Raw genomic sequence first — 20,320 nt, 5'->3', positions numbered from 1 at the left:
GCGATCACTTGGCCTTCTCGAGAATCTCGACCAGGCGCCAGCGCTTGGTGGCGCTGAGCGGACGGGTCTCGTTGATCAGGACGAGGTCGCCGATGCCGGCCGAGTTCGCCTCATCGTGCGCCTTCACCTTGGAGGTGCGGCGGATGACCTTGCCGTAGAGCGGGTGCTTCACGCGGTCCTCGACCTCGACGACGATCGTCTTGTCCATCTTGTCGCTCACGACGTAGCCGCGGCGGGACTTGCGGTACCCGCGGGCGTCGGCGTCGCGCACGTCGTGCGCGGAGCTCTCGTGCCCGGCTGCCTCGGGGGCGACCTCAGCGGTCTTCTTGGTGGTGGCCATCACTCAGCCTCTTCCTTCACGGCCTCGTCAGCGGTATCCGCCTTCTTGGCCCTCGTGGACTTCTTCGCCTTCGGGGCAGCAACCGGCGCCGGCGTGGCCCGGATCCCGAGCTCGCGCTCGCGGATCACGGTGTACAGCCGCGCGATGTCGCGCTTGACCGCACGGATGCGGCCGTGGCTCTCGAGCTGGCCGGTGGCCGACTGGAAGCGCAGGTTGAACAGCTCTTCCTTGGCCTTGCGGAGCTCCTCCACGAGACGGGAGTCTTCGAACGTGTCGAGCTCGCTGGGTGCGAGCGTCTTGGTGCCGATCGCCATTACGCGTCGCCCTCCTCGCGCTTGATGATGCGTGCCTTCAGAGGCAGCTTGTGAATGGCACGGGTCAGCGCCTCACGAGCAAGTTCCTCGCTGACGCCCGCGACCTCGAAGAGGACACGGCCCGGCTTGACGTTGGCGACCCACCACTCCGGCGAACCCTTACCGGAACCCATGCGGGTTTCGGCAGGCTTCTTGGTGAGCGGCCGGTCGGGGTAGATGTTGATCCACACCTTGCCGCCACGCTTGATGTGACGGGTCATCGCGATACGAGCGGACTCGATCTGACGGTTCGTCACATACGCGGGCGTGAGCGCCTGGATGCCGAAGTCTCCGAAGGAGACCTGCGTGCCACCGGTGGCCTGCCCGGAGCGACCCGGGTGGTGCTGCTTGCGGTACTTGACCTTGCGGGGGATAAGCATCAGGCAGACGCTCCTTCTGCGACGGGGGCATCGGTGCGGGGGCTACGGCGACGGTCTCCACCACGGTCGTCACGACCGCGGGGGGCCTTCGGGGCGTTGGCCTGCTCGCGCGCGAGCTCCTTGTTGGTGAGATCGCCCTTGTAGATCCAGACCTTCACGCCGATGCGACCGAAGGTGGTCTTCGCCTCGTAGAAGCCGTAGTCGATGTTCGCGCGAAGGGTGTGCAGCGGCACGCGACCCTCGCGGTAGAACTCCGACCGGCTCATCTCGGCGCCGCCGAGGCGGCCGGAGACCTGGATGCGGACACCCTTGGCACCAGCGCGCTGGGCGCCCTGCAGACCCTTTCGCATCGCGCGGCGGAAGGCCACGCGGGCGGAGAGCTGCTCGGCGATGCCCTGAGCGACCAGCTGAGCGTCGGCCTCGGGGTTCTTGACCTCGAGGATGTTCAGCTGGATCTGCTTGCCGGTGAGCTTCTCGAGGTCGGAGCGGATGCGCTCGGCCTCGGCGCCGCGGCGGCCGATCACGATGCCCGGGCGGGCGGTGTGGATGTCGACGCGGACGCGGTCACGCGTGCGCTCGATCTCGATGTTGCTCACACCGGCACGGTCGAGCTGCGTCTTCAGCAACTGACGGATCTTGATGTCCTCGGCAACGTAGTCGGCGTAGCGCTGTCCCGGCTTCGTCGAATCCGAGAACCAACGGGACACGTGGTCCGTGGTGATACCGAGGCGGAAGCCGTACGGGTTGACTTTCTGGCCCATTACTTGCTCGCCTTCTTTGTGGTGCCGGCGTCGGCGCCTGTCGATGCGTCCGCGACCTCCGGCGTCGAGAGCACGACCGTGATGTGGCTCGTGCGCTTCTTGATCTGGAACGCACGACCCTGCGCGCGGGGCTGGAAACGCTTGAGCGTCGTGCCCTCGTCGACGTACGCGTTGGACACGTACAGGTCGGCGTCATCCAGGAACTCGTTGGTCTTGTCGGCCGTGACTCGCGCGTTGGCCATAGCCGACGCGACGAGCTTGTAGATCGGCTCGCTGGCGCCCTGCGGCGCGAACTTCAGGATGGCCAAGGCCTCCTGAGCCTGCTTGCCCTTGATGAGCGCGACGACACGACGAGCCTTCTGAGGGGTCACGCGGATGTGTCGCACGCGTGCGATGGACTCCACCATTTCTCTCTCCTCTTACGCCTCCGCGTCAGCGGCGGCGGCCCTTCTTGTCGTCCTTCACATGGCCGCGGAAGGTGCGGGTGGGCGCGAATTCGCCGAGCTTGTGGCCGACCATGGTCTCGGTCACGAACACGGGGATGTGCTTGCGACCGTCGTGGACGGCGATCGTGTGGCCCAGCATCGCCGGGATGATCATCGATCGGCGAGACCAGGTCTTGATGACGTTCTTGGTACCGGCTTCGTTCTGCGACACGACCTTGCGAAGCAGGTGCTCGTCGACGAAGGGGCCCTTCTTGAGACTGCGTGGCATCTTCTGTTCCTACCTACTTGCGCTTCTTGCTGGCGGTGCGACGGCGGACGATGAGCTTGTCGCTTTCCTTGTTGGCGTGGCGGGTGCGGCCCTCAGGCTGACCCCACGGCGTCACCGGGTGACGCCCACCGGAGGTCTTACCCTCACCACCACCGTGCGGGTGGTCGACCGGGTTCATCGCGACACCACGGACGGTCGGGCGCACGCCTTTCCAGCGCTTGCGGCCGGCCTTGCCCCAGTTGATGTTCGACTGCTCGGCGTTGCCGACCTCGCCGATGGTGGCGCGGCAGCGCGAGTCGACGTTGCGGATCTCGCCGGAGGGCAGACGCAGCTGCGCGTACGGGCCGTCCTTGGCGACCAGACGCACCGAAGCGCCGGCCGACCGGGCCATCTTCGCGCCGCCGCCGGGGCGGAGCTCGATGGCGTGGATGACGGTACCGGTGGGGATGTTGCGCAGCGGCAGGTTGTTGCCCGGCTTGATGTCGGCGCCGGCACCGGACTCGACGACATCGCCCTGCTTCAGCTTGTTCGGCGCGAGGATGTAGCGCTTCTCGCCGTCCACGTAGTGCAGGAGCGCGATGCGCGCGGTGCGGTTGGGGTCGTACTCGATGTGCGCGACCTTGGCGTCGACGCCGTCCTTGTCGTTACGACGGAAGTCGATCAGACGGTACTGACGCTTGTGACCACCACCGATGTGACGCGTCGTGATGCGACCCTGGTTGTTGCGACCACCGGTCTTGGACAGCGGGCGGAGGAGAGACTTCTCAGGCGTCGATCGGGTGATCTCAGCGAAGTCCGCCACCGACGAGCCGCGGCGACCGGGGGTCGTGGGCTTGTACTTGCGAATAGCCATAGTTGGTGTCCTTCTGTCCCGACCGTCAGCCGACAGCCGTGAAGATGTCGATGGTGCCCGACTTCAGCGTGACGATGGCGCGCTTGGTGTCCTTGCGCTTTCCCGTCCCGAAGCGGGTGCGGCGTGTCTTACCGGCCCGGTTGAGCGTGTTCACCGAGGCGACCTTGACACCGAAGATCTTCTCGATCGCCAGCTTGATCTCGGTCTTGGTGGCGCGGGTGTCCACGTAGAACGTGTACTTGCCCTCGTCGATGAGCCCGTAGCTCTTCTCGGAGACGACCGGCCGCAGGATCACGTCGCGCGGGTCCTTGTTGACGGCGATGTTGCTCATGCCGAGACCTCCTCGGTGGTGCCGCCCTTGGACGCGACGAACGCGTCGTAGGCGGCCTTGGTGAAGACGATGTCGTCGGAGACGAGCACGTCGTAGGCGTTCAACTGGTCGAAGCTGAGCACGTGGACGTACGCGAGGTTGCGCACGCTCTTGATGGTCAGTTCGTCACCGCGCTCGATCACGACGAGCACCCTCTTCTGCGCCGGGGCGAGCGTGGAGAGCACGGCGGCTGCAGCCTTCGTGGACGGTGCGCCCTCGATGGCGAACGAGTCCACGACGTGGAGACGGTCACCGCGGGCACGGTCGCTCAGTGCACCCAGAAGCGCAGCGGCGATCATCTTCTTGGGGGTGCGCTGGCCGTAGTCGCGCGGCTTCGGGCCGTGCACGATGCCACCACCGGTCATCTGGGGCGCCCGGATGGAGCCCTGACGGGCGTTACCGGTGCCCTTCTGCTTGAAGGGCTTGCGGCCGGCGCCGGAGACCTCGCCACGACGCTTGGTCGAGTGCGTGCCCTGGCGAGCCGCCGCGCGCTGCGCGACGACGACCTGGTGGATGAGCGGAATGTTCGTCTTGACGTCGAACAGAGCGGCGGGCAGCTCCACGGAGCCGGCCTTCTTGCCGTCTGCCTTCACGACGTCGAGCGCGAGAGTCGAGTCAGCCATCGTAATCAGGCACCCTTCACTGCGTTGCGGACGTAGACGATGCGGCCGCGTGCGCCGGGGACGGCGCCCTTGACGAGCAGCAGACCCTTCTCGGCGTCGACGGCGTGCACCGTGAGGTTGAGGACGGTCACGCGCTCGCCACCCATACGGCCGGCCATGCGCATGCCCTTGAACACGCGGCTCGGGGTCGACGAGGCGCCGATCGAACCGGGCTTGCGGTGGTTGCGGTGCGAACCGTGCGAGGCGGAGACGCCCTTGAAGTTGTGACGCTTCATGACACCCGCCGTGCCCTTGCCCTTGCTGGTGCCGACGACGTCGACCAGCTGGCCGGCCTCGAAGAGACCGTCCGCGGTGAGCTCCTGACCGAGTGAGTAGTCAGCGGCATCCGCGGTGCGGATCTCGGTGAGGTGGCGACGGGGAGTCACGCCGGCCGCCTCGAAGTGGGCGGTGAGCGGCTTGTTCACCTTGCGGGGGTCGATCTGCCCGTAGGCGATCTGAACGGCGTTGTAGCCGTCCTTCTCCGGCGTGCGCACCTGGGTGACCACGTTCGGAGCGACCTCGATGACGGTGACGGGAACGAGCTTGCCGTTCGCGTCCCAGACCTGGGTCATGCCGAGCTTCGTGCCCAGCAGTCCCTTGGAAACCTTGGAGTTGACCTGTTCTGAATGTGACTGTGCCATGTCGGACCTCAGAGCTTGATCTCGATGTTGACGTCAGCCGGGAGGTCGAGACGCATCAGCGAGTCGACGGCCTTGGGCGTCGGGTCGATGATGTCGATGAGGCGCTTGTGGGTGCGCATCTCGAAGTGCTCGCGGCTGTCCTTGTACTTGTGCGGCGACCGGATGACGACGACGACGTTCTTCTCGGTCGGCAGCGGCACCGGTCCGACAACGGTCGCGCCGGCTCGGGTCACGGTGTCGACGATCTTGCGCGCGGACGAATCCAGTCCGGCGTGATCGTACGACTTCAGGCGAATGCGGATCTTCTGTCCCGCCATTGTCTGCTCACTCTCTTTCTCGCGTCATACCGCTGTGCTCATTCGGAACACGGGCATTGGACGCACGGTGGCGCTTGCGCGCCGGGCACTTCGCCGCCCTCTCGGGCGATGCTGCACCGCTGTTCAGGTGTCAAACCGCACGCTTTCGCATCCGGCCCGACCCACCCGCGCGCGGACGCACGTCTCCGTGAGGAGGAGGGGGTCGGTGTGATGTTCTGCTGCCCGCGGCCTAGGTCGTACGCTTGCGCGCTGCCTATGCACTGCCCTGGCAGTGATCCGGACTTGCACGAAGCAAGTCGGAATGTGGAACTGAACTAGTCTACGTGCAGCCCGGGCGTGTCGCAAACCCGGGCGTGTCGCGACCCGCCCCGCAGGCCTCAGGGCGTCGGCGCACCCGCCTCCCGGCGTCGATCCCGTACGAGGAGCCCCGCCGCTCCCCCGCCCAGGGCCAGCAGAGCGAACAGGACGAGTGCGAGCAGGGGCGAGCCGCCGGTGGCCGGCAGCGTCAACACGCGCACGACCGCGTCGTCGCTGTCCGTGCCGCGATCGCCCGGTTCTCCGAAGGTCTGGTGTTCCACGACGGCGACGTTGCGGATGGTGGTCGAGCCGGCGCCGGGATCGACGGTGGCCTCGAGCGTGATGGTCGGGGCGCTGGAGGCGCCGAGCCCCGCTCCGGCCGGATGCAGCGGCCCGAGCAGCTCACAGCGCAGCGTTCCGCCGTATCCGGTGCTGCTCTGGCCCGTCACGGCGCACGTGCGCCAGTTCGGGAACACGTCGGGGTCGCCCTGCCCCGGCCACGACACGCCGGTGATGCGGATCTCCGACGGGATCTCGTCGGTGACGACGACCCCCTCTGCCGCGGAGTGGTCGCTGACGTTGGCCGTCTCCAGCTGGTAGGAGAACTCCCCCCCGGGCGCCACGCGTTCGACGGCGGTGGTCTTCTCGATCCGCACCTCCGAGTGGCGGGCGGCCGCGCAGTCTCCGCCGGTGGGCATCTCGGCGATCTGGAAGGTCTGGCTCGGGTTGACGGTGAGGGTCAGGGTGGTGGGGCCGCGCCAGGCGAAGTCGGCCTCGCTGGGATCGACGATGAGTCCGTTGACAACCAGTTCCGCCTGCTGCTCCGGCGTCATGACGGTCGTGGTGCCGGGGAGGTAGTAGCCGCCACCGGGCGCGTAGTCCGACGCGCGGAGCGGGCGCAGACCGGCGTTGTCGATCCCGATGCCGGCGGGCGTGGAGGTCGCTCCCACCCACGGGAACTCGTCCGTGTGGACCGTCGACCCCCCGGGGTAGGACCGCTCGACAGCGGCCGGATCGGTCGCCGTGCTCGCGCCATCCGGCGTCCACGACAGCTCGACCGGCTCGGCCACGAGGTTCTGGGTCTTGACCAGCGTGAAGCCGATGCTGGGGACGTCCGACACGCAGCGCGTGAAGACGGCTGCGGCGATGTCGCGAGTCCCTACTGTGACATCGCCGCAGTCGTTGGAGGGGTCGCTGTCGCCCACGGCGGTCACACATGCCTCGTTGGTCAGCGTGCTGTCGGGCAGCTCGGGGGTGGGCGCGGGGTCGTCGGGGCCGAGGGCGACCACGTCGGGGGCAGGCAGCGCGTCCACCGTCACCGAGAGCCGGATCTGCACGCTCGCACCCACCGCCAGCCGCGCCGCGCTCAGTGCCACGCCGTTGTCCTCGTCCACGAGCGCGGGCGCGTTGTCGTTCGACCATCCTGGAGCCGCGGAGAGGTCGATCGCGGTCACGGTCAGCCGACTCGGAACGGGGTCGGCGACCCTCACGTCCGTGGCATCCAGGGTGCCGTTGTTCGTCACCGTGAGCACGTAGTCGAACGTGGCGCCGGCTTCCAGCGGTCCTTCCACGCCGTCGGTGGTCTTGACGATCCCGACGTCGTCGAAGGGCACGAGCTCGCACGCGTCGTCGTCGGCGCGGTACCCGCCCGACACGACGGTCGCGGTGTTGGCGATGGGGACGCCCGGCGCCTCGATGTCGTCGCACTGCACCGGCTCGCCGGTCGGCGTCGCCGTGATGCGCACCTGCGCGGTGATGGTGAACAGGTGCTCCCGCACTCCGTCGACGGCGGGGTCGAAGGCGCCCGTCACGATCGTCCAGGTGCCGGTGCCGTCCCACGAGGGCTGGTCCGGTGCCGGCGTGTCGGTCGTGCCCGCCTCCGCGGTCCATTCGCCGGCCAGCTCGACGCCCTCAGGCAGGTCGGGGACGTCGGTGAGGACGTACCCGAGGGTCGGAAGGGGGTCGGCGGCGTCGGGATAGCGCACGGCGATGTCGTAGACCACCGACCACAGCCCGGTGTCGGGGTCGAGCACCGCCTCGCCCACGGCGGTCTTCTCCACCTCCGGGAACACCGGCTCGGAGCACGCGCGCACGTCGGTCTCCACGGTCGCCGAGGTCAGCTGCGCGGTGTTGAGGAACCCGCCCGCCCCGTCGGGCAGGCACGCGGTGGTGCCACCCTCCACCGCGGCGGCGGTGACGGCGGCCACCACGCGCACGGTGTAGGTGTGCGTGACCCCGGCGGCGATCGCCTTGTCCGACGCGAGCACGGCCGGGTCGGGCGAGAACGTGAAGTCCCCGGAGGACTCGCCCGACCAGGAGGCGCTGCGGATGTCGATGTCTCCGCCGAACTGGAGCGTGTCGGTGAGGTCGTACGCCGCCGACAGCCCCTCCGGGTTGTCTTCGCCGAGCGGGGGCAGGGTCACCTGGAGGTCGTACTCGATGGTCCAGAGGCCCGTCTGCGGGTCCTGCGCGGTGGTCGTCACCGTCTTCGCCACGGCCGGGTACACCCGCTCGTCGACGGGGATGCAGTCGGTGGCGTCGATCGGGATGTCGCCGACCTGCAGCAGGGCGGCGTTGAAGAACCCGCTGCCGGCCTCGCCGGTGCAGGCGGCGTCATCCTCGCTGTAGGCATCGGTGAGCTCGGCCTGCCAGGTCACGCGGTACACGTGGGTCGCGCCGGCGGCCAGCGGGACGCCGGTGACGAAGTCCACGCCGCGGGTCACGGGCAGGAGCGGCTGGACCTCCGTGTCGGTGCGCTGGGCCGTCCCGGCGCCGAGTGTGACGCCTTCCGGGAAGGACGGGCTGTCGGCCAGGGAGTAGACGGTGTCGTAGCCGCCCGAGGTGACGGTGAGGTCGTACGTGACCGTCCATCGCGTGGGTGCGTCGGGGTCCTGGGTCACCGCGACGCCGACCTTCTCGATCGTCGGCAGGGCGGGTTCGGAGCAGTCGGAGGCCGGAACCTCCTCGCCGGCGACGGTGACCGTCGCGGTGTTCAGGAATCCGCCGGCCGTCGTGCCGTCGCACGCGAGGTCGCCACCCTCCCACGCGGCCGCGTCGATGCCGGCCCGCGCCACGACGGTGTACGTCTCCGTGGTGCCCGGCGCCAGTGCGCGGTCCGTCGCGAGCGTGGCCGTACCGTCGGCGGCGAAGTCGCCGGTGCCCGTGGGGCCCGTCCACGTGGCCCCCTCGACCGTGATGTCGCCGCCGAACTGCAGCGCGTCGTCGAGGCTGTAGACCGCCGCGAGCGTATCCGAGGCGTTCGCCACCGCGATGTCGTACGTGATCTGCCACGTGCCGTCCGCCAGCTGCAGCGTCGAGGTGACCGTCTTGGTGACGTCGGCGTCGGGGCGCTCGATCTGGGCGCAGTCGGAGGAGGAGGGCTCAGCGATTCCGTTCGTGACCGTCGCGGTGTTCCACACGCCGCCGCCCTCGCCGATGACCGGGCCGCAGGTGAGCGCCTCGTCGGCGACGGATGCCGCCACCGTCACGGTGCGCGAGAGCGTGTAGGTGTGCGTCGCACCGGCGGGAAGCGTGCCGGTCGCGAGCGGCCCGTCACCCACCGGATCGGCGCTGCGCACGAACGTGCCACCGCCGACGGCGACGGGATCCGAGGCCGTCCATGTACCCCCGGCGACGCCGGCGGGCAGTTCCGCGGCAATATCGGTGAGGTCGTAGGCCAGCTCGATCTGGCTGGGGTTGGCCACGGCGACCCGGTAGCTGAGCGTCCACTCGCCCGTGGTGAGGTTCTGCACCGAGGGCTGCGCGATCTTCTCGACGGTCGGGGCGGCCGGGACGGCGCATCCGGTGTCGCTCGCCTCGCCGCCGGGGTAGGTCGCCTCGGCGGTATTGAAGAATCCGCCTCCGGTCGCCGAGCACTCCAGCGCCGACGCGTCGACCGGGGTGCGGTTCACCTCGGCCGTGATCACGTACGTGTACTCGTCGGTGCCGCCGGCCTCGAGAGGCACGTCGGTCACATCGGGCGCGCCCTCCCACCCCTGCGTGAGGACGGTGAAGCTGGCGTCGAACCCCGGCACGTCGGTGAGCGAGTACGTCGTGGGCAGGGTGCTGCTGGTGTTGGTGACGACGACGGGGTAGCGGATGGTCCATACCCCGTCGGCGGACTGCGCTGCCGCGCCGTCGGACTTCTCGATGATCACCGGGACGACGACATCGTCGTTGGTCAGCGTGCATGTGACGGCGTCGCCGGGCTCCAGGGTCAGCTCCGGAGCCGCCCTCGTCGTGTCGGGATATCCGGTGCAGCTCAGGGTCGTCCAGTCGTATCCGGGCGGGCCGGTCTCCCCGATCGTGTACACAGCGCCGGCGGCCACCGCCCCCGACGTTCCGGTCGCGCCGCTCAGGTTCGGGCCGTCCGGGGTCGTCGCCGTGAGGGTCCACTCCGGCTCCTCCGCGGTGCCGCCGGTGTCGTTGACGACCTCCTTCACCAGGGTGAGGGTGGGGGCGACGTCGTCGTTGACGAAGCGGTACACCGGGTTGCCGAGAGCCGGGACCGTGACCTCCCAGTCTCCCGCCGCGTTCTGCCGCGGGTAGCCGGCCGGATCGGGGTTGGCCTCGACATCCACCCACTCCTCGCCCACGCGCTGCTGCAGACGCGAGAACTCGTACCCCTCCTCGGCGGACTCGGTGAGCGTGTACACGTGGTCGGGACGCACCTGGATGATGCTGGCGGCGACGATGTCCTCCGATCCCGTCACGGTCGTGGCTGTCAGCCCCTCCCGCGTGGCGGGTGTGGCGGTCAAGTCCCACTCCTCGGCGGGCGTGGAACCACCGTTGTCGTTGACGACGTTCTTCAGGAGCGTCACCTGCGCGTCCTGGTTCACGAAGGTGCACTGCACGCGGTAGCCCAGCGGCACGTTCACGCCGCCGTTGATGCCGTCCGAGTATCCGCTGTCGGGATATCTGTCGCCGTTCTCGTCGACGCGGATGCACGTCGCCGAACCCGTGGACAGGGGGTTGGACTGCAGGTCCGTCCGCTCGTCGACCTGGATGTACCGTGCGTCGCCGCCCGTCTCGAAGAGTTGGTAGCGGGCGTTGGGGGTGACCTCCTGCGACGTCGTCGCCTCCTCGCCCGAGGAGCCGGAGAACCCGGGGAGTCCCTCGGCAACCGGTGCGTCGGGTAGGAAGGACGCGTTGAGGGTCCAGCTGGTCGGATCGGCATCACCGCCGTCCACCTGCTTGGCCAGGGTGAGTCGGCTCTCGCACGTGACGGTATTCGTGATCGTCGCGGTGTTCTGCGCCTGCGTCAGGTCCACGTCGTACCCGTCGCCGAGCGGGAAGTCCACGGCGGACCCGTTGAGGCTGGTCACGACCGCGTCGTCGGTGCACAGGGTGGAGTCGATCAGGGTGACCTGCTCGGACAGCGTGACGGTGTCGCCCTGCGCGTACCCGGACCGGGTCACGCCCCATCCTTGGCCGCTCGCCTCCGCGTCGCCGGGTCCGGTCAGCTGAAGCTGTGCGGACAGGTTCCCCGGCTGGGCGCCCTCTTCATAGGCGACGCCGTTGACCACCCAGTTCTTCGTCACGGTGATATCGGCCTCCGGGCTGGGCGCACGGTTGTAGACGGTGCAGTTGACCGCCTGCGTGCTGGGCACGGTGACCGTGAAGCCGTCCGTCGGCGAGGCAGTGGGTTGGACCGGATCACCGGTGTTCAGATTCGTGCACACCGCGTTCTGCGCGTCCACCGGCTGCAGCGTGAATCCGGGCTGCTGCGCCTCGGTGACGGTGACCGAGGCCGCCTCCGTTCCGCCGGGGTACTGCAGCCGGTAGCTGACCGTGCCCGTGCCGTTCGCGGTCGTCGTGAGCACCGGATCGGGCGTCGTGACGCCGGGCGTGCCGATGTCGCTCGTGAACTGCCAGCCGGCGCCGGCGGGCGTCGCCCCCTCGATCGAGCCGGCGGGGGCGGACGCGGGGACGATCTGCTTGGTGACGGTCAGGTCTCCCTCGCAGTTGCCGAGGGCGAGAGTGCGCAGCGCCGTCCCGACTGCGGCGTAATTCGCGGTCTGGTAGTAGTCGGCCGACGTGCCGTTGGAACCGTCGTAGGCGGTGGGGCCCGAGATGGCGCGGAGGTTCAGCGCCGTTGCGGCGCCGCTCGCTCCGTCACCGACGCCGAACGCTACGAGCCGTGTGGGGGATCCGCCGGCCGGGCCCGCCTTCAGCGCGTTGGCGGAGAAGATGCCGTTCTCGGTCTCGCGGAAGCGATTGAAGTTGCCCGGCCCCTGGGAGGGCTGGTTGTAGAAGGTGGGATCGCCGTCGGTGATGACCACGGCGAGGTCGAAGTTGTTCGCCGCCGTGTTCGCCGCGGCCGCCACGCCGAGTCCCCGGTCCCAGTTCGTGCCGCCCACCGCCGTCCAGTTCGCGTACCGGTTCTTGAAGGCGTCGGCCTGGGTGGAGGTGGCCACGGAGGTCAGGCTGGGGTAATTCGCGGTTGCACCCTGGGCCGGCGACACGGTGGAGAAAGAGAAGAGCGACATGCGCGACGGGGTGCCTTGGAGGGAGTTCACGAAGGTATCCGCGGCGGCCTTCAACTGCCCGGTGCTGGATCCGACCGATCCCGACAGATCGAGGATCAGGGCGACGTCCAGGCCGCAGGAGGCGCCCAGGGGCGGATTGTTGCGCGACTGCTGCCAGATCCCGCCGGACGCCGTGGCCTGCGATCCGGATGACAGCATGAAGTCGCTCGCGTTCTGCGAGCTGTAGACGTTGCCGGCCCGCAACTGGGTACCGGTACGGAATTGGTACGCGGTGGCCGTGCCTCCTCCGGTGCCGGGCCCGGTGCGCAGCGACGGGTTGGCGTAGTACCCCTCCGGCACGCTGGACTGAACCACCCAGTACCGGTCGTCTCGGTTGGCCTGGGGGAAGCCGAACGGCCCCACGCCGGTGTCGGGCACCACGAACGAGCAGTCCCCGGCGGCATCCGACGTGCACTTGGCCCATCCGTCGGCGGTGCCGGCCACCCCGTCCGGGCGCACGCCGTTCGGCCCGGACGCACCGCCCTCGTTCAGCAGGAGCACCACGCCGGCGAGGTTCGTCACCCCGGTGATACCCGTGCGGTCCGACCCCACCTTCACGGTGATGACCGCGGTGGTCGTCCCCGGGGCGGGCACGGCGAGGACCCCGACGTCGGGGACGGCATCGTCGGCCGGACCCGGGGCGGGCGCCTCCTCGGACGGCGCCGCGGTGGGCTCGGCACTCGGCTCCTCCGGCGCGGGGGTCGGCGGGCTGGGGGGCGTCACGGGCTCAGGGGCGGGCGTCGGCGCGGGCGGGGCCGGCGGGGCGGGCGGGGCTGGCGGGGCGGGTTCCTCGGCCGGCTCGGCGGGCGCGGAAGGCGTCTCCGGCGCCGCCGGGGGGCCTTCGGTCGGCGGAACGGCCGCCGTGGAACCGGCCGGGGCGGGCGGCTCGACCGCCGCCAGCGCGGGCGTGCCGGTGAGGACCAGCACCGCCGTCAGCAGGGCCGAGAGGGCGATGGAGAGCGGGCGTCCGCGCTGCGCACGAGCGTCGTTCGTCCTTCTCCGGGCCCGGCGGCGGAGCGAATGGCTCGGGGGCCCGGACGGGCGTGCCTTTGCACCCATGACTACCTCGGCTAACGCCTATCGGGGGGGGGGGGACTGTGACGAGGCCCCAGACGTCTCCTGGCATGCCGCCTCTTGGGGGCGACGATAGGGGGGGATTTTCCACGCGGTCAAGGTGCGTTCGACCCGTTACACCCGTCCCCCGCCGACTGATCATCCTGGCTGTGGTGAGCGCTGTCGAGGGCCGTGGCCCGCGTATTTTCAGGGATCCGGCCCGCAGCGCGGGCCCATGAGTACGCACCTCGGCGGCGCGCGAAGCGGGCAGAAACAGGTCGAAAGACACGACGAAGGGCCCGGGTCGTTGGTCCCCGTTCCTGGCACGGGTCAGTCGGCCTCGGAGGTGATGGCCGCCGCCAGATTCTGGTGCGCAAGGCGGCGGAGGGCAGCCAGAACGGGCTCCCCCAACGCCGTGCCGAGGACCGCGTACTGGACGGTCGCCCGCGGGTCATCCCGCGGCATTCGCTCGACCTCTGCGCGGGCGATCGCCGCGACGTGCTCACCGTAGATGCGCAGGCTCTCCTCATCGAGCACGATGCCGGCCTCCTGGGCTGCCCGGAGGGCATCGTCCAGCTGTGCGAAGGCCGCCATGTGCTCGGCCGATCTCGCGTACGTCTCCCCGAGGGCCGGCAACGCCGCCCTCGCTCGCGGATAGGACGTCCGCTCCTCCCCCTCGCCGGTCGCGTCGGCGGCGGGCCGGTCGGCCAGAGCGTCGATCGCGCGCCCCAGCGTCGCGTAGAGCGAGCCCTCCGGGTGGTCGATGATGTCGAGGATCCGCTTCGCGCGGTTCAGCGGCAGCCCCGCGACGACGGTGAGCGACCGGATGAGGCGGAGACGCTCGAGGTGCGCTTCGTCGTACTCCGCACGCCGGGCGCTGGTCACACGGCCCGACGGGAGCATGCCCTCCCGGATGTAGAACTTCACCGTCGCCAACGGCACATCAGCTCGGCTGACCAGTTCGGAAATTCGCACCTTGCCTCCTGTAGATATTTATACTATCTTGTAGCTAGATAGCTTACTATCTACGAAAGGAGCGGCCAACATGTCCGCTGCACGAGTCCTCACCCACTACCGCACGTGGCTCATCCCGCTGATGCTCATCATCGGGATCGCCGCACTGTTCCCCACCATCTATCTCGCGGGAACGACCGACCCGCAGTCGAACCTCGAGGGTCTTCCCGTCGGTCTCGTGCTCGAGGAGCAGTCCGGAGTCGCGCCGCCTCTCGCGGGCACCGTCGCCGACGCCCTTGAGGACGGCGTCGGCGACAAAATCGCCTTCACCCGGATGACCGAGGAGGACATGACCCGCGCGATGGAGGAGGACCGCATCGCGGGAGCCGTCGTCATCCCGGCGGGCTTCGACGAGGGGATCGTTAGCCTCCTCCCGACCGGCGCGCCCGTTTCCGTCCCGGTGGTGACCATCCTCACGAACGCCGGTGACGGCGGCCTCAGTAACGGCCTCCTGACGGGCAACCTCGTACCGGTGCTGCACGGCGTCGCCACCGATGTCGGTGCGCGGCTCACCGCCGGAGCCGGCGAGACCCCACTGCCCGCGGCCAACGCGGCACTGCTGGAGCAGCCGTTCCACGTCACCACGACGGCATTCGCAGAGTTGCCGGCGAATGCGGGCCTCGGAACGAGCGCCTTCTACTACGCACTGATCCTCGTTCTCATCGCCTTCATCGGCGCATCCCTCGTGGGACCGCTCGTGGACTCGGCGCTCGGATTCGCCCCGAGCGAGGTCGGACCCAGGGTGGAGCGACGACCCTATGTGCCCGCCTCCCGGCTTCAGACCTACCTCGGAAAGCTCGCGATCCTCCTGGTCGCCTCACCCGTGGCGGCGATCGCGACGCAGCTGATGGCCACTCAGGTGATCGGCGTTCCCACCGCGGATCCGTTGATCCTCTGGCTGTTCTCCAGCGCGGTCATCGCGGCCGTGGGAGCCGGCGCCCTGTCGGTCTTCGCGATCTTCGGTCCCGGCCTCGGTGCGCTCGTGAACACCGTCTTCTTCATCGCACTGGCCATGACCTCGTCCGGGGGAACCGTGCCCCTGGAGGCCACTCCCCCGTTCTTCCAGTGGGTCTCGGGCTTCGCCCCGTTCCGCCCCATCGTCGACGGGGTGCGCGCCCTGTTCTACTTCGACGGCAACCCGGCGGCGGGACTGTCCGACGCCTGGCTGAGCGTCGGCATCGGCGGCGCCATCGGCATCGCCCTCGGGGTGCTCGCCACCATCGCGTACGGACGGGTGCCGGCATTCAGCCGCCACCCCCGCCCCTCGTCCCTCGTGTCGTCATGACCGAGGGCGTTCCATCCACACCACACCAACGCGCCGCGGGCATCCGCGGCCAGAACAACGGAGCAACATCATGAGTAACGACCAATACACCCTGGAACACCGCGCCCGCGCGATCGTCATAGCGAAGAACGTCTACAAGGCGGTCGCCGGCCTCTGGGTCGTCCTCGCCGCCGGAATGCTGCTGATCTGGGGGCTGACCACGCCGGGCGGGTACTTCTGGCCGGTATGGCCCATCCTCGGCACGGCTGTCGTCGTCATCGTGGCGGGCTTGGTGATCTACGGCGGAGCACCGTTCCGGGTGCGCCAGGACCAGGTGGCCCGGGAAGTGGCCCGCCTGCGCGAGCAGAACGCGCGCTAGCGGCCGGGCCGCTCTCCGGCCCAGACGCGTGAACATGACGAAGGCCCCCCGTCCGTGGACGAGGGGCCTTCGTGCAGTGCTGAGTGTCAGTGCTGAGTTCAGCTCTCCTGAGCCTGGCGACGACGGATCATCGCAACGCTCGTGACGGCGATACCGGCGGCCAGCAGCGCGCCGCCACCGATCCAGACGCTCGTCATGGAGGCCGCGTCGATACCGGTCGCGGGGAGGCCGCCGGCGGCGGCCACGCTGATCATGATCGAGCCGGCGTTCGTCGACGCGCTGTCGGCGGTGAGCGTGTAGGTGCCCGTGGCGTTGGCCGGAAGGGTGACCACCACGGAGGCGGTGCCGTCGGCTGCGGCAATCTTGACCTCTGTCGTGGACGTCACTGCGGCGCGCACGAGCGCCAGGTGCTGATCGGCGACGCTCTCACCCGTCAGGGTGAAGGTGACGTCCTCGCCAGGTGCGAAGCCGCCGAACGTGTACGTGCTGCTGGCGCCGGGAGCCAGGACGACCGGACCCGAGGCGGGGGACGGAGCGGGGTACGACCCGCCCTGGGGAGCCGCCATGGCGACGGCAGGAACAGCGGTGATGGCGGCGGCGGCGATGACTACCGCCGCAAACTTGGTCCGAAAGTTCTTCATACAGTACTCCGATGCTTGTGACGTGCGGTGAGCTGCGAAGGAGGACGGGGATCCGTCCGATGTCGCGCGGCGTGGGGGATACGGCACCTTCCCACCACTTCTCGCGTCAGGCTATCGGGGTTCTCAGGAAAAGCACAAGTTTGGATGATCCAGGGTCAGGAACTCTTCATCGGCGCGTAACAATCCGGCCAGTTGCGACCCGGAAACGACGAAGGGGCCGGACCCGAAGGTCCGACCCCTACCGCCTTGTGCGACGTGTTACTTGAGGATCTTCGTCACCGTGCCGGCGCCGACCGTGCGGCCACCCTCACGGATCGCGAAGCCGAGGCCCTCTTCCATGGCGATCGGCTGGATGAGCTCGACCGACATCTCGGTGGTGTCACCGGGCATGACCATCTCGGTGCCCTCGGGCAGCGAGATGACGCCCGTGACGTCCGTGGTGCGGAAGTAGAACTGCGGGCGGTAGTTCGTGAAGAACGGGTTGTGACGCCCACCCTCGTCCTTGGACAGGATGTACGCGGTGCCCTCGAAGTTGGTGTGAGGGGTGACCGAACCGGGCTTCACCACGACCTGGCCGCGCTCGACGTCATCACGCTTGGTGCCGCGGAGCAGCAGACCGCAGTTCTCGCCGGCCCACGCCTCGTCGAGCTGCTTGTGGAACATCTCGATACCGGTGACCGTGGTCTTCTGCGTCGGGCGGATGCCCACGATCTCGACCTCGGAGTTGATGGCCAGCGTGCCACGCTCGGCGCGACCCGTGACGACGGTGCCACGACCGGTGATCGTGAAGACGTCCTCGATGGGCATCAGGAACGGCTTGTCCTTGTCGCGCACCGGGTCGGGGATCGACTCGTCGACGGCTTCCATGAGCTCGACGATGGAGTTGACCCACTTCTCGTCGCCCTCGAGAGCCTTGAGGCCCGAGACGCGGACGACGGGGGCGTTGTCGCCGTCGAAGTCCTGGCTGGAGAGCAGTTCGCGGACCTCGAGCTCGACGAGCTCCAGGATCTCCTCGTCATCGACCATGTCGGCCTTGTTCAGGGCGACGAGCAGGTACGGCACGCCGACCTGCTTGGCCAGCAGAACGTGCTCGCGGGTCTGAGCCATCGGGCCGTCGGTCGCCGCGACCACGAGGATCGCGCCGTCCATCTGAGCGGCACCGGTGATCATGTTCTTGATGTAGTCAGCGTGGCCCGGGGCGTCGACGTGGGCGTAGTGACGCTTCGGGGTCTCGTACTCGACGTGCGAGATGTTGATGGTGATGCCGCGCTGGCGCTCTTCGGGCGCCGAGTCGATCGACGCGAAGTCGCGCTGAACGTTGGTCGACGACGGGTACTTGTCGGCGAGCACCTTCGAGATTGCGGCGGTGAGCGTGGTCTTGCCGTGGTCGACGTGACCGATCGTTCCGATGTTCACGTGCGGCTTGGTGCGCTCGAACTTGGCCTTAGCCACTGGGTCCTCCTCAGGACGTTCTTGTAGGACTTCCGGGCACTGGATTGCGACCGGTCAGCTACGGGGATGGTTCTCAGATTACTAGAGAGTGGGTATTGAGTTTGCTGGATGGCGGGGGCTCGTCGCCAGGCTCGGAGCCCCCGGCATCCGGGCGAGTGTTACTCGCCCTTGGTCTTCTGGATGATCTCGTCGGCGACGGCGCGAGGAACCTCGGCGTAGCTGTCGAACTCCATCGAGTAGACGGCGCGGCCCGAGGTCTTCGAGCGGAGGTCGCCGATGTAGCCGAACATCTCCGACAGCGGGACGTTGGCCCGGACGACCTTGACGCCGGCGGCGTCCTCCATCGACTGGATCTGGCCACGACGGGAGTTCAGGTCGCCGATGACGTCGCCCATGTACTCCTCGGGCGTGCGCACCTCGACGGCCATGATCGGCTCGAGGATGACCGGGTTGGCCTTGCGGACGGCCTCCTTGAAGCCCATGGAACCGGCGATCTTGAACGCCATCTCCGAGGAGTCGACGTCGTGCGCGGCACCATCGGTCAGCGTCGCCTTGACGCCGACCATGGGGTAGCCCGCGAGCACGCCCACGGCCATCGCATCCTGGAAGCCCTGGTTGGTCGGCTCGATGTACTCGCGCGGGATCCGGCCACCACTGACCTTGTTCTCGAACTCGTACGTCTTGTCGGCCGTGACCTCGAGAGGTGCCAGCGCGAACTGGATCTTCGCGAACTGACCCGACCCACCGGTCTGCTTCTTGTGCGTGTAGTCGTGACGCTCGACGGCCTTCTTGATCGTCTCGCGGTACGCCACCTGGGGCTTGCCGACGTTGGCCTCGACCTTGAACTCCCGCTTCATGCGGTCCACAAGGATGTCGAGGTGCAGCTCGCCCATGCCGCGGATGACCGTCTGACCGGTGTCGGAGTTCTGCTCGACGCGGAACGTCGGGTCCTCCTCCGCGAGCTTCTGGATCGCGAGACCCAGCTTCTCCTGGTCGGCCTTCGTCTTCGGCTCGATGGCGACCTCGATGACCGGCTCGGGGAACGTCATCGACTCGAGCACGACCTGGTGCTGCGCGTCGGAGAGCGTGTCACCGGTCGTGGTGTCCTTGAGCCCGATGACGGCGTAGATGTGCCCGGCGGTGACGGCGTCGACCGGGTTCTCCTTGTTCGCGTACATCTGGAAGATCTTCCCGATGCGCTCTTTCTTGCTCTTGGTCGAGTTGACCACCTGGCTCCCCGAGTCGAGGTGACCCGAGTAGACGCGGATGTAGGTCAGGCGACCGAAGAACGGGTGCGTCACGATCTTGAACGCGAGCGCCGTGAACGGCTCATCGCGGTCGGCGTGACGCTCGATGATGTTCTCTTCGTTCTTCGGGTCGTGCGCCTCGATCGCGGGCACGTCGAGGGGAGACGGGAGGTAGTCGATGACGGCGTCGAGCATCGGCTGCACGCCGCGGTTCTTGAACGCCGATCCGCAGAGCACGGGGTAGAGCTCCGAGTTGACGGTCATCTTCCGGATGGCGGCCTTGATCTCGGCGACGGTGAGACCCTCGCCACCGAAGTGCTTCTCGAGCAGGGCCTCGTCGGACTCGGCGACCGTCTCGAGCAGCATCTCGCGATACTTCGCGACGATCTCGGCCATGTCTGCCGGGATCTCCTGCACGTCGTACTTGGCGCCCATGGTCACATCACCCTTGGCGTCACCGGCCCACACGAGGGCGCGCATCTCGACGAGGTCGACCACGCCGACGAAGTCGTTCTCGGCGCCGATGGGGAGCTGGATGACGAGCGGCTTCGCCTTGAGCTTGTTGACGATCGTGTCGACGGTGAAGTAGAAGTCGGCACCGAGCTTGTCCATCTTGTTGACGAAGCAGATGCGCGGTACGTCGTACTTGTCGGCCTGGCGCCACACCGTCTCGGACTGGGGCTCGACGCCCTCCTTGCCGTCGAACACCGCGACGGCGCCGTCGAGGACGCGGAGCGAACGCTCGACCTCGACCGTGAAGTCGACGTGGCCGGGGGTGTCGATGATGTTGATCTGGTTCTTGTCCCAGAAGCAGGTCACGGCGGCCGAGGTGATCGTGATGCCGCGCTCCTGCTCCTGCTCCATCCAGTCGGTCGTGGACGCGCCATCGTGCGTCTCGCCGATCTTGTGGTTGGTTCCGGTGTAGTACAGGATGCGCTCGGTCGTCGTCGTCTTGCCGGCATCGATGTGCGCCATGATGCCGATGTTGCGGACCTTGGTGAGGTCGGTGAGCACTTCTTGTGCCACGGGGTTTTCCTTTACGTCTTGTGGGGTGC

At 68.4% G+C, this 20,320-nt stretch carries 18 protein-coding genes; 2 read left to right on the top strand and 16 right to left on the bottom strand.

Annotated elements, in window-relative coordinates; all coding sequences use genetic code 11:
• Positions 1-4: 4 nt before the first annotated feature.
• The 13 genes from rpsQ to AC2DFQ_RS08960 all read right to left on the bottom strand — a co-directional run bounded on the left by rpsQ (position 5) and on the right by AC2DFQ_RS08960 (position 14,243).
• Positions 5-340 carry a 30S ribosomal protein S17 gene (rpsQ, locus tag AC2DFQ_RS09020; RefSeq protein ID WP_484510405.1) on the bottom strand — a complete coding sequence of 112 codons (336 nt, stop codon included), beginning with the start codon at positions 338-340 and terminating at the stop codon, positions 5-7.
• The gene (rpmC, locus tag AC2DFQ_RS09015) at positions 340-654 is read right to left on the bottom strand and encodes a 50S ribosomal protein L29 (RefSeq protein ID WP_484510404.1); all 315 of its coding nucleotides are present in this window, start codon (positions 652-654) and stop codon (positions 340-342) included. Before rpmC ends, rpsQ begins: the two co-directional genes overlap by 1 nt.
• Positions 654-1,073, bottom strand: a complete 420-nt coding sequence (rplP, locus tag AC2DFQ_RS09010) for a 50S ribosomal protein L16 (protein ID WP_484510403.1) — start codon at positions 1,071-1,073, stop codon at positions 654-656. The genes rpmC and rplP overlap by 1 nt, the downstream gene beginning before the upstream one ends.
• The gene (rpsC, locus tag AC2DFQ_RS09005) at positions 1,073-1,834 is read right to left on the bottom strand and encodes a 30S ribosomal protein S3 (RefSeq protein WP_484510402.1); all 762 of its coding nucleotides are present in this window, start codon (positions 1,832-1,834) and stop codon (positions 1,073-1,075) included. The genes rplP and rpsC overlap by 1 nt, the downstream gene beginning before the upstream one ends.
• The gene (rplV, locus tag AC2DFQ_RS09000) at positions 1,834-2,241 is read right to left on the bottom strand and encodes a 50S ribosomal protein L22 (RefSeq protein ID WP_484510401.1); all 408 of its coding nucleotides are present in this window, start codon (positions 2,239-2,241) and stop codon (positions 1,834-1,836) included. The genes rpsC and rplV overlap by 1 nt, the downstream gene beginning before the upstream one ends.
• A 25-nt stretch (positions 2,242-2,266) precedes the next feature.
• Positions 2,267-2,548, bottom strand: coding sequence for a 30S ribosomal protein S19 (rpsS, locus tag AC2DFQ_RS08995; protein ID WP_147911206.1), 282 nt, complete (start codon positions 2,546-2,548; stop codon positions 2,267-2,269).
• A 13-nt stretch (positions 2,549-2,561) separates the two neighbouring features.
• A complete protein-coding gene (gene rplB, locus AC2DFQ_RS08990; protein ID WP_484510400.1) occupies positions 2,562-3,401 on the bottom strand; it encodes a 50S ribosomal protein L2 in 840 nt (279 codons plus the stop codon).
• Between the two features lie 25 nt (positions 3,402-3,426).
• Complete coding sequence (gene rplW, locus AC2DFQ_RS08985) at positions 3,427-3,732, bottom strand: 50S ribosomal protein L23 (protein WP_484510399.1); 306 nt, start codon at positions 3,730-3,732, stop codon at positions 3,427-3,429.
• Positions 3,729-4,394, bottom strand: coding sequence for a 50S ribosomal protein L4 (rplD, locus tag AC2DFQ_RS08980; RefSeq protein ID WP_484510398.1), 666 nt, complete (start codon positions 4,392-4,394; stop codon positions 3,729-3,731). Before rplD ends, rplW begins: the two co-directional genes overlap by 4 nt.
• 5 nt (positions 4,395-4,399) lie before the next feature.
• Positions 4,400-5,074, bottom strand: a complete 675-nt coding sequence (rplC, locus tag AC2DFQ_RS08975; protein ID WP_484510397.1) for a 50S ribosomal protein L3 — start codon at positions 5,072-5,074, stop codon at positions 4,400-4,402.
• Positions 5,075-5,082: 8 nt separating this feature from the next.
• Positions 5,083-5,391 carry a 30S ribosomal protein S10 gene (gene rpsJ, locus AC2DFQ_RS08970; protein WP_045246810.1) on the bottom strand — a complete coding sequence of 103 codons (309 nt, stop codon included), beginning with the start codon at positions 5,389-5,391 and terminating at the stop codon, positions 5,083-5,085.
• 377 nt (positions 5,392-5,768) lie between these two features.
• The gene (locus tag AC2DFQ_RS08965; protein WP_484533654.1) at positions 5,769-12,938 is read right to left on the bottom strand and encodes a hypothetical protein; all 7,170 of its coding nucleotides are present in this window, start codon (positions 12,936-12,938) and stop codon (positions 5,769-5,771) included.
• Positions 12,939-13,598: 660 nt separating this feature from the next.
• Positions 13,599-14,243 (bottom strand): MerR family transcriptional regulator, encoded by a 645-nt coding sequence (locus AC2DFQ_RS08960; RefSeq protein WP_484533653.1) that lies wholly within the window; start codon positions 14,241-14,243, stop codon positions 13,599-13,601.
• A gap of 70 nt (positions 14,244-14,313) precedes the next feature.
• Here AC2DFQ_RS08960 and AC2DFQ_RS08955 point away from each other — a divergent pair, with 70 nt between their 5' ends.
• Together AC2DFQ_RS08955 and AC2DFQ_RS08950 are read left to right on the top strand one after the other, a co-directional pair.
• Positions 14,314-15,567: a YhgE/Pip domain-containing protein gene (locus tag AC2DFQ_RS08955; protein WP_484533652.1), complete on the top strand. Its 1,254-nt coding sequence runs from the start codon at positions 14,314-14,316 to the stop codon at positions 15,565-15,567.
• Positions 15,568-15,637: 70 nt separating this feature from the next.
• Positions 15,638-15,925, top strand: coding sequence for a hypothetical protein (locus tag AC2DFQ_RS08950; protein WP_484533651.1), 288 nt, complete (start codon positions 15,638-15,640; stop codon positions 15,923-15,925).
• 98 nt (positions 15,926-16,023) lie between these two features.
• Here AC2DFQ_RS08950 and AC2DFQ_RS08945 read toward each other — a convergent pair whose 3' ends face one another.
• The 3 genes from AC2DFQ_RS08945 to fusA form a co-directional block, all read right to left on the bottom strand.
• Entirely contained in the window at positions 16,024-16,566 is a 543-nt protein-coding gene (locus AC2DFQ_RS08945; protein ID WP_484533650.1) for a hypothetical protein, read from the bottom strand.
• Between the two features lie 258 nt (positions 16,567-16,824).
• Positions 16,825-18,018 (bottom strand): elongation factor Tu, encoded by a 1,194-nt coding sequence (gene tuf / locus AC2DFQ_RS08940; RefSeq protein WP_484510391.1) that lies wholly within the window; start codon positions 18,016-18,018, stop codon positions 16,825-16,827.
• Between the two features lie 158 nt (positions 18,019-18,176).
• On the bottom strand, positions 18,177-20,291 hold the full coding sequence (gene fusA / locus AC2DFQ_RS08935) for an elongation factor G (protein ID WP_484510390.1): 2,115 nt from the start codon (positions 20,289-20,291) through the stop codon (positions 18,177-18,179).
• Positions 20,292-20,320 lie beyond the last annotated feature (29 nt).

Source organism: Microbacterium sp. Z11_20 (assembly GCF_057197605.1).
The sequence above is the reverse complement of the archived record's forward strand: the minus strand, read 5'-3'. Positions and strand labels throughout refer to the sequence as shown.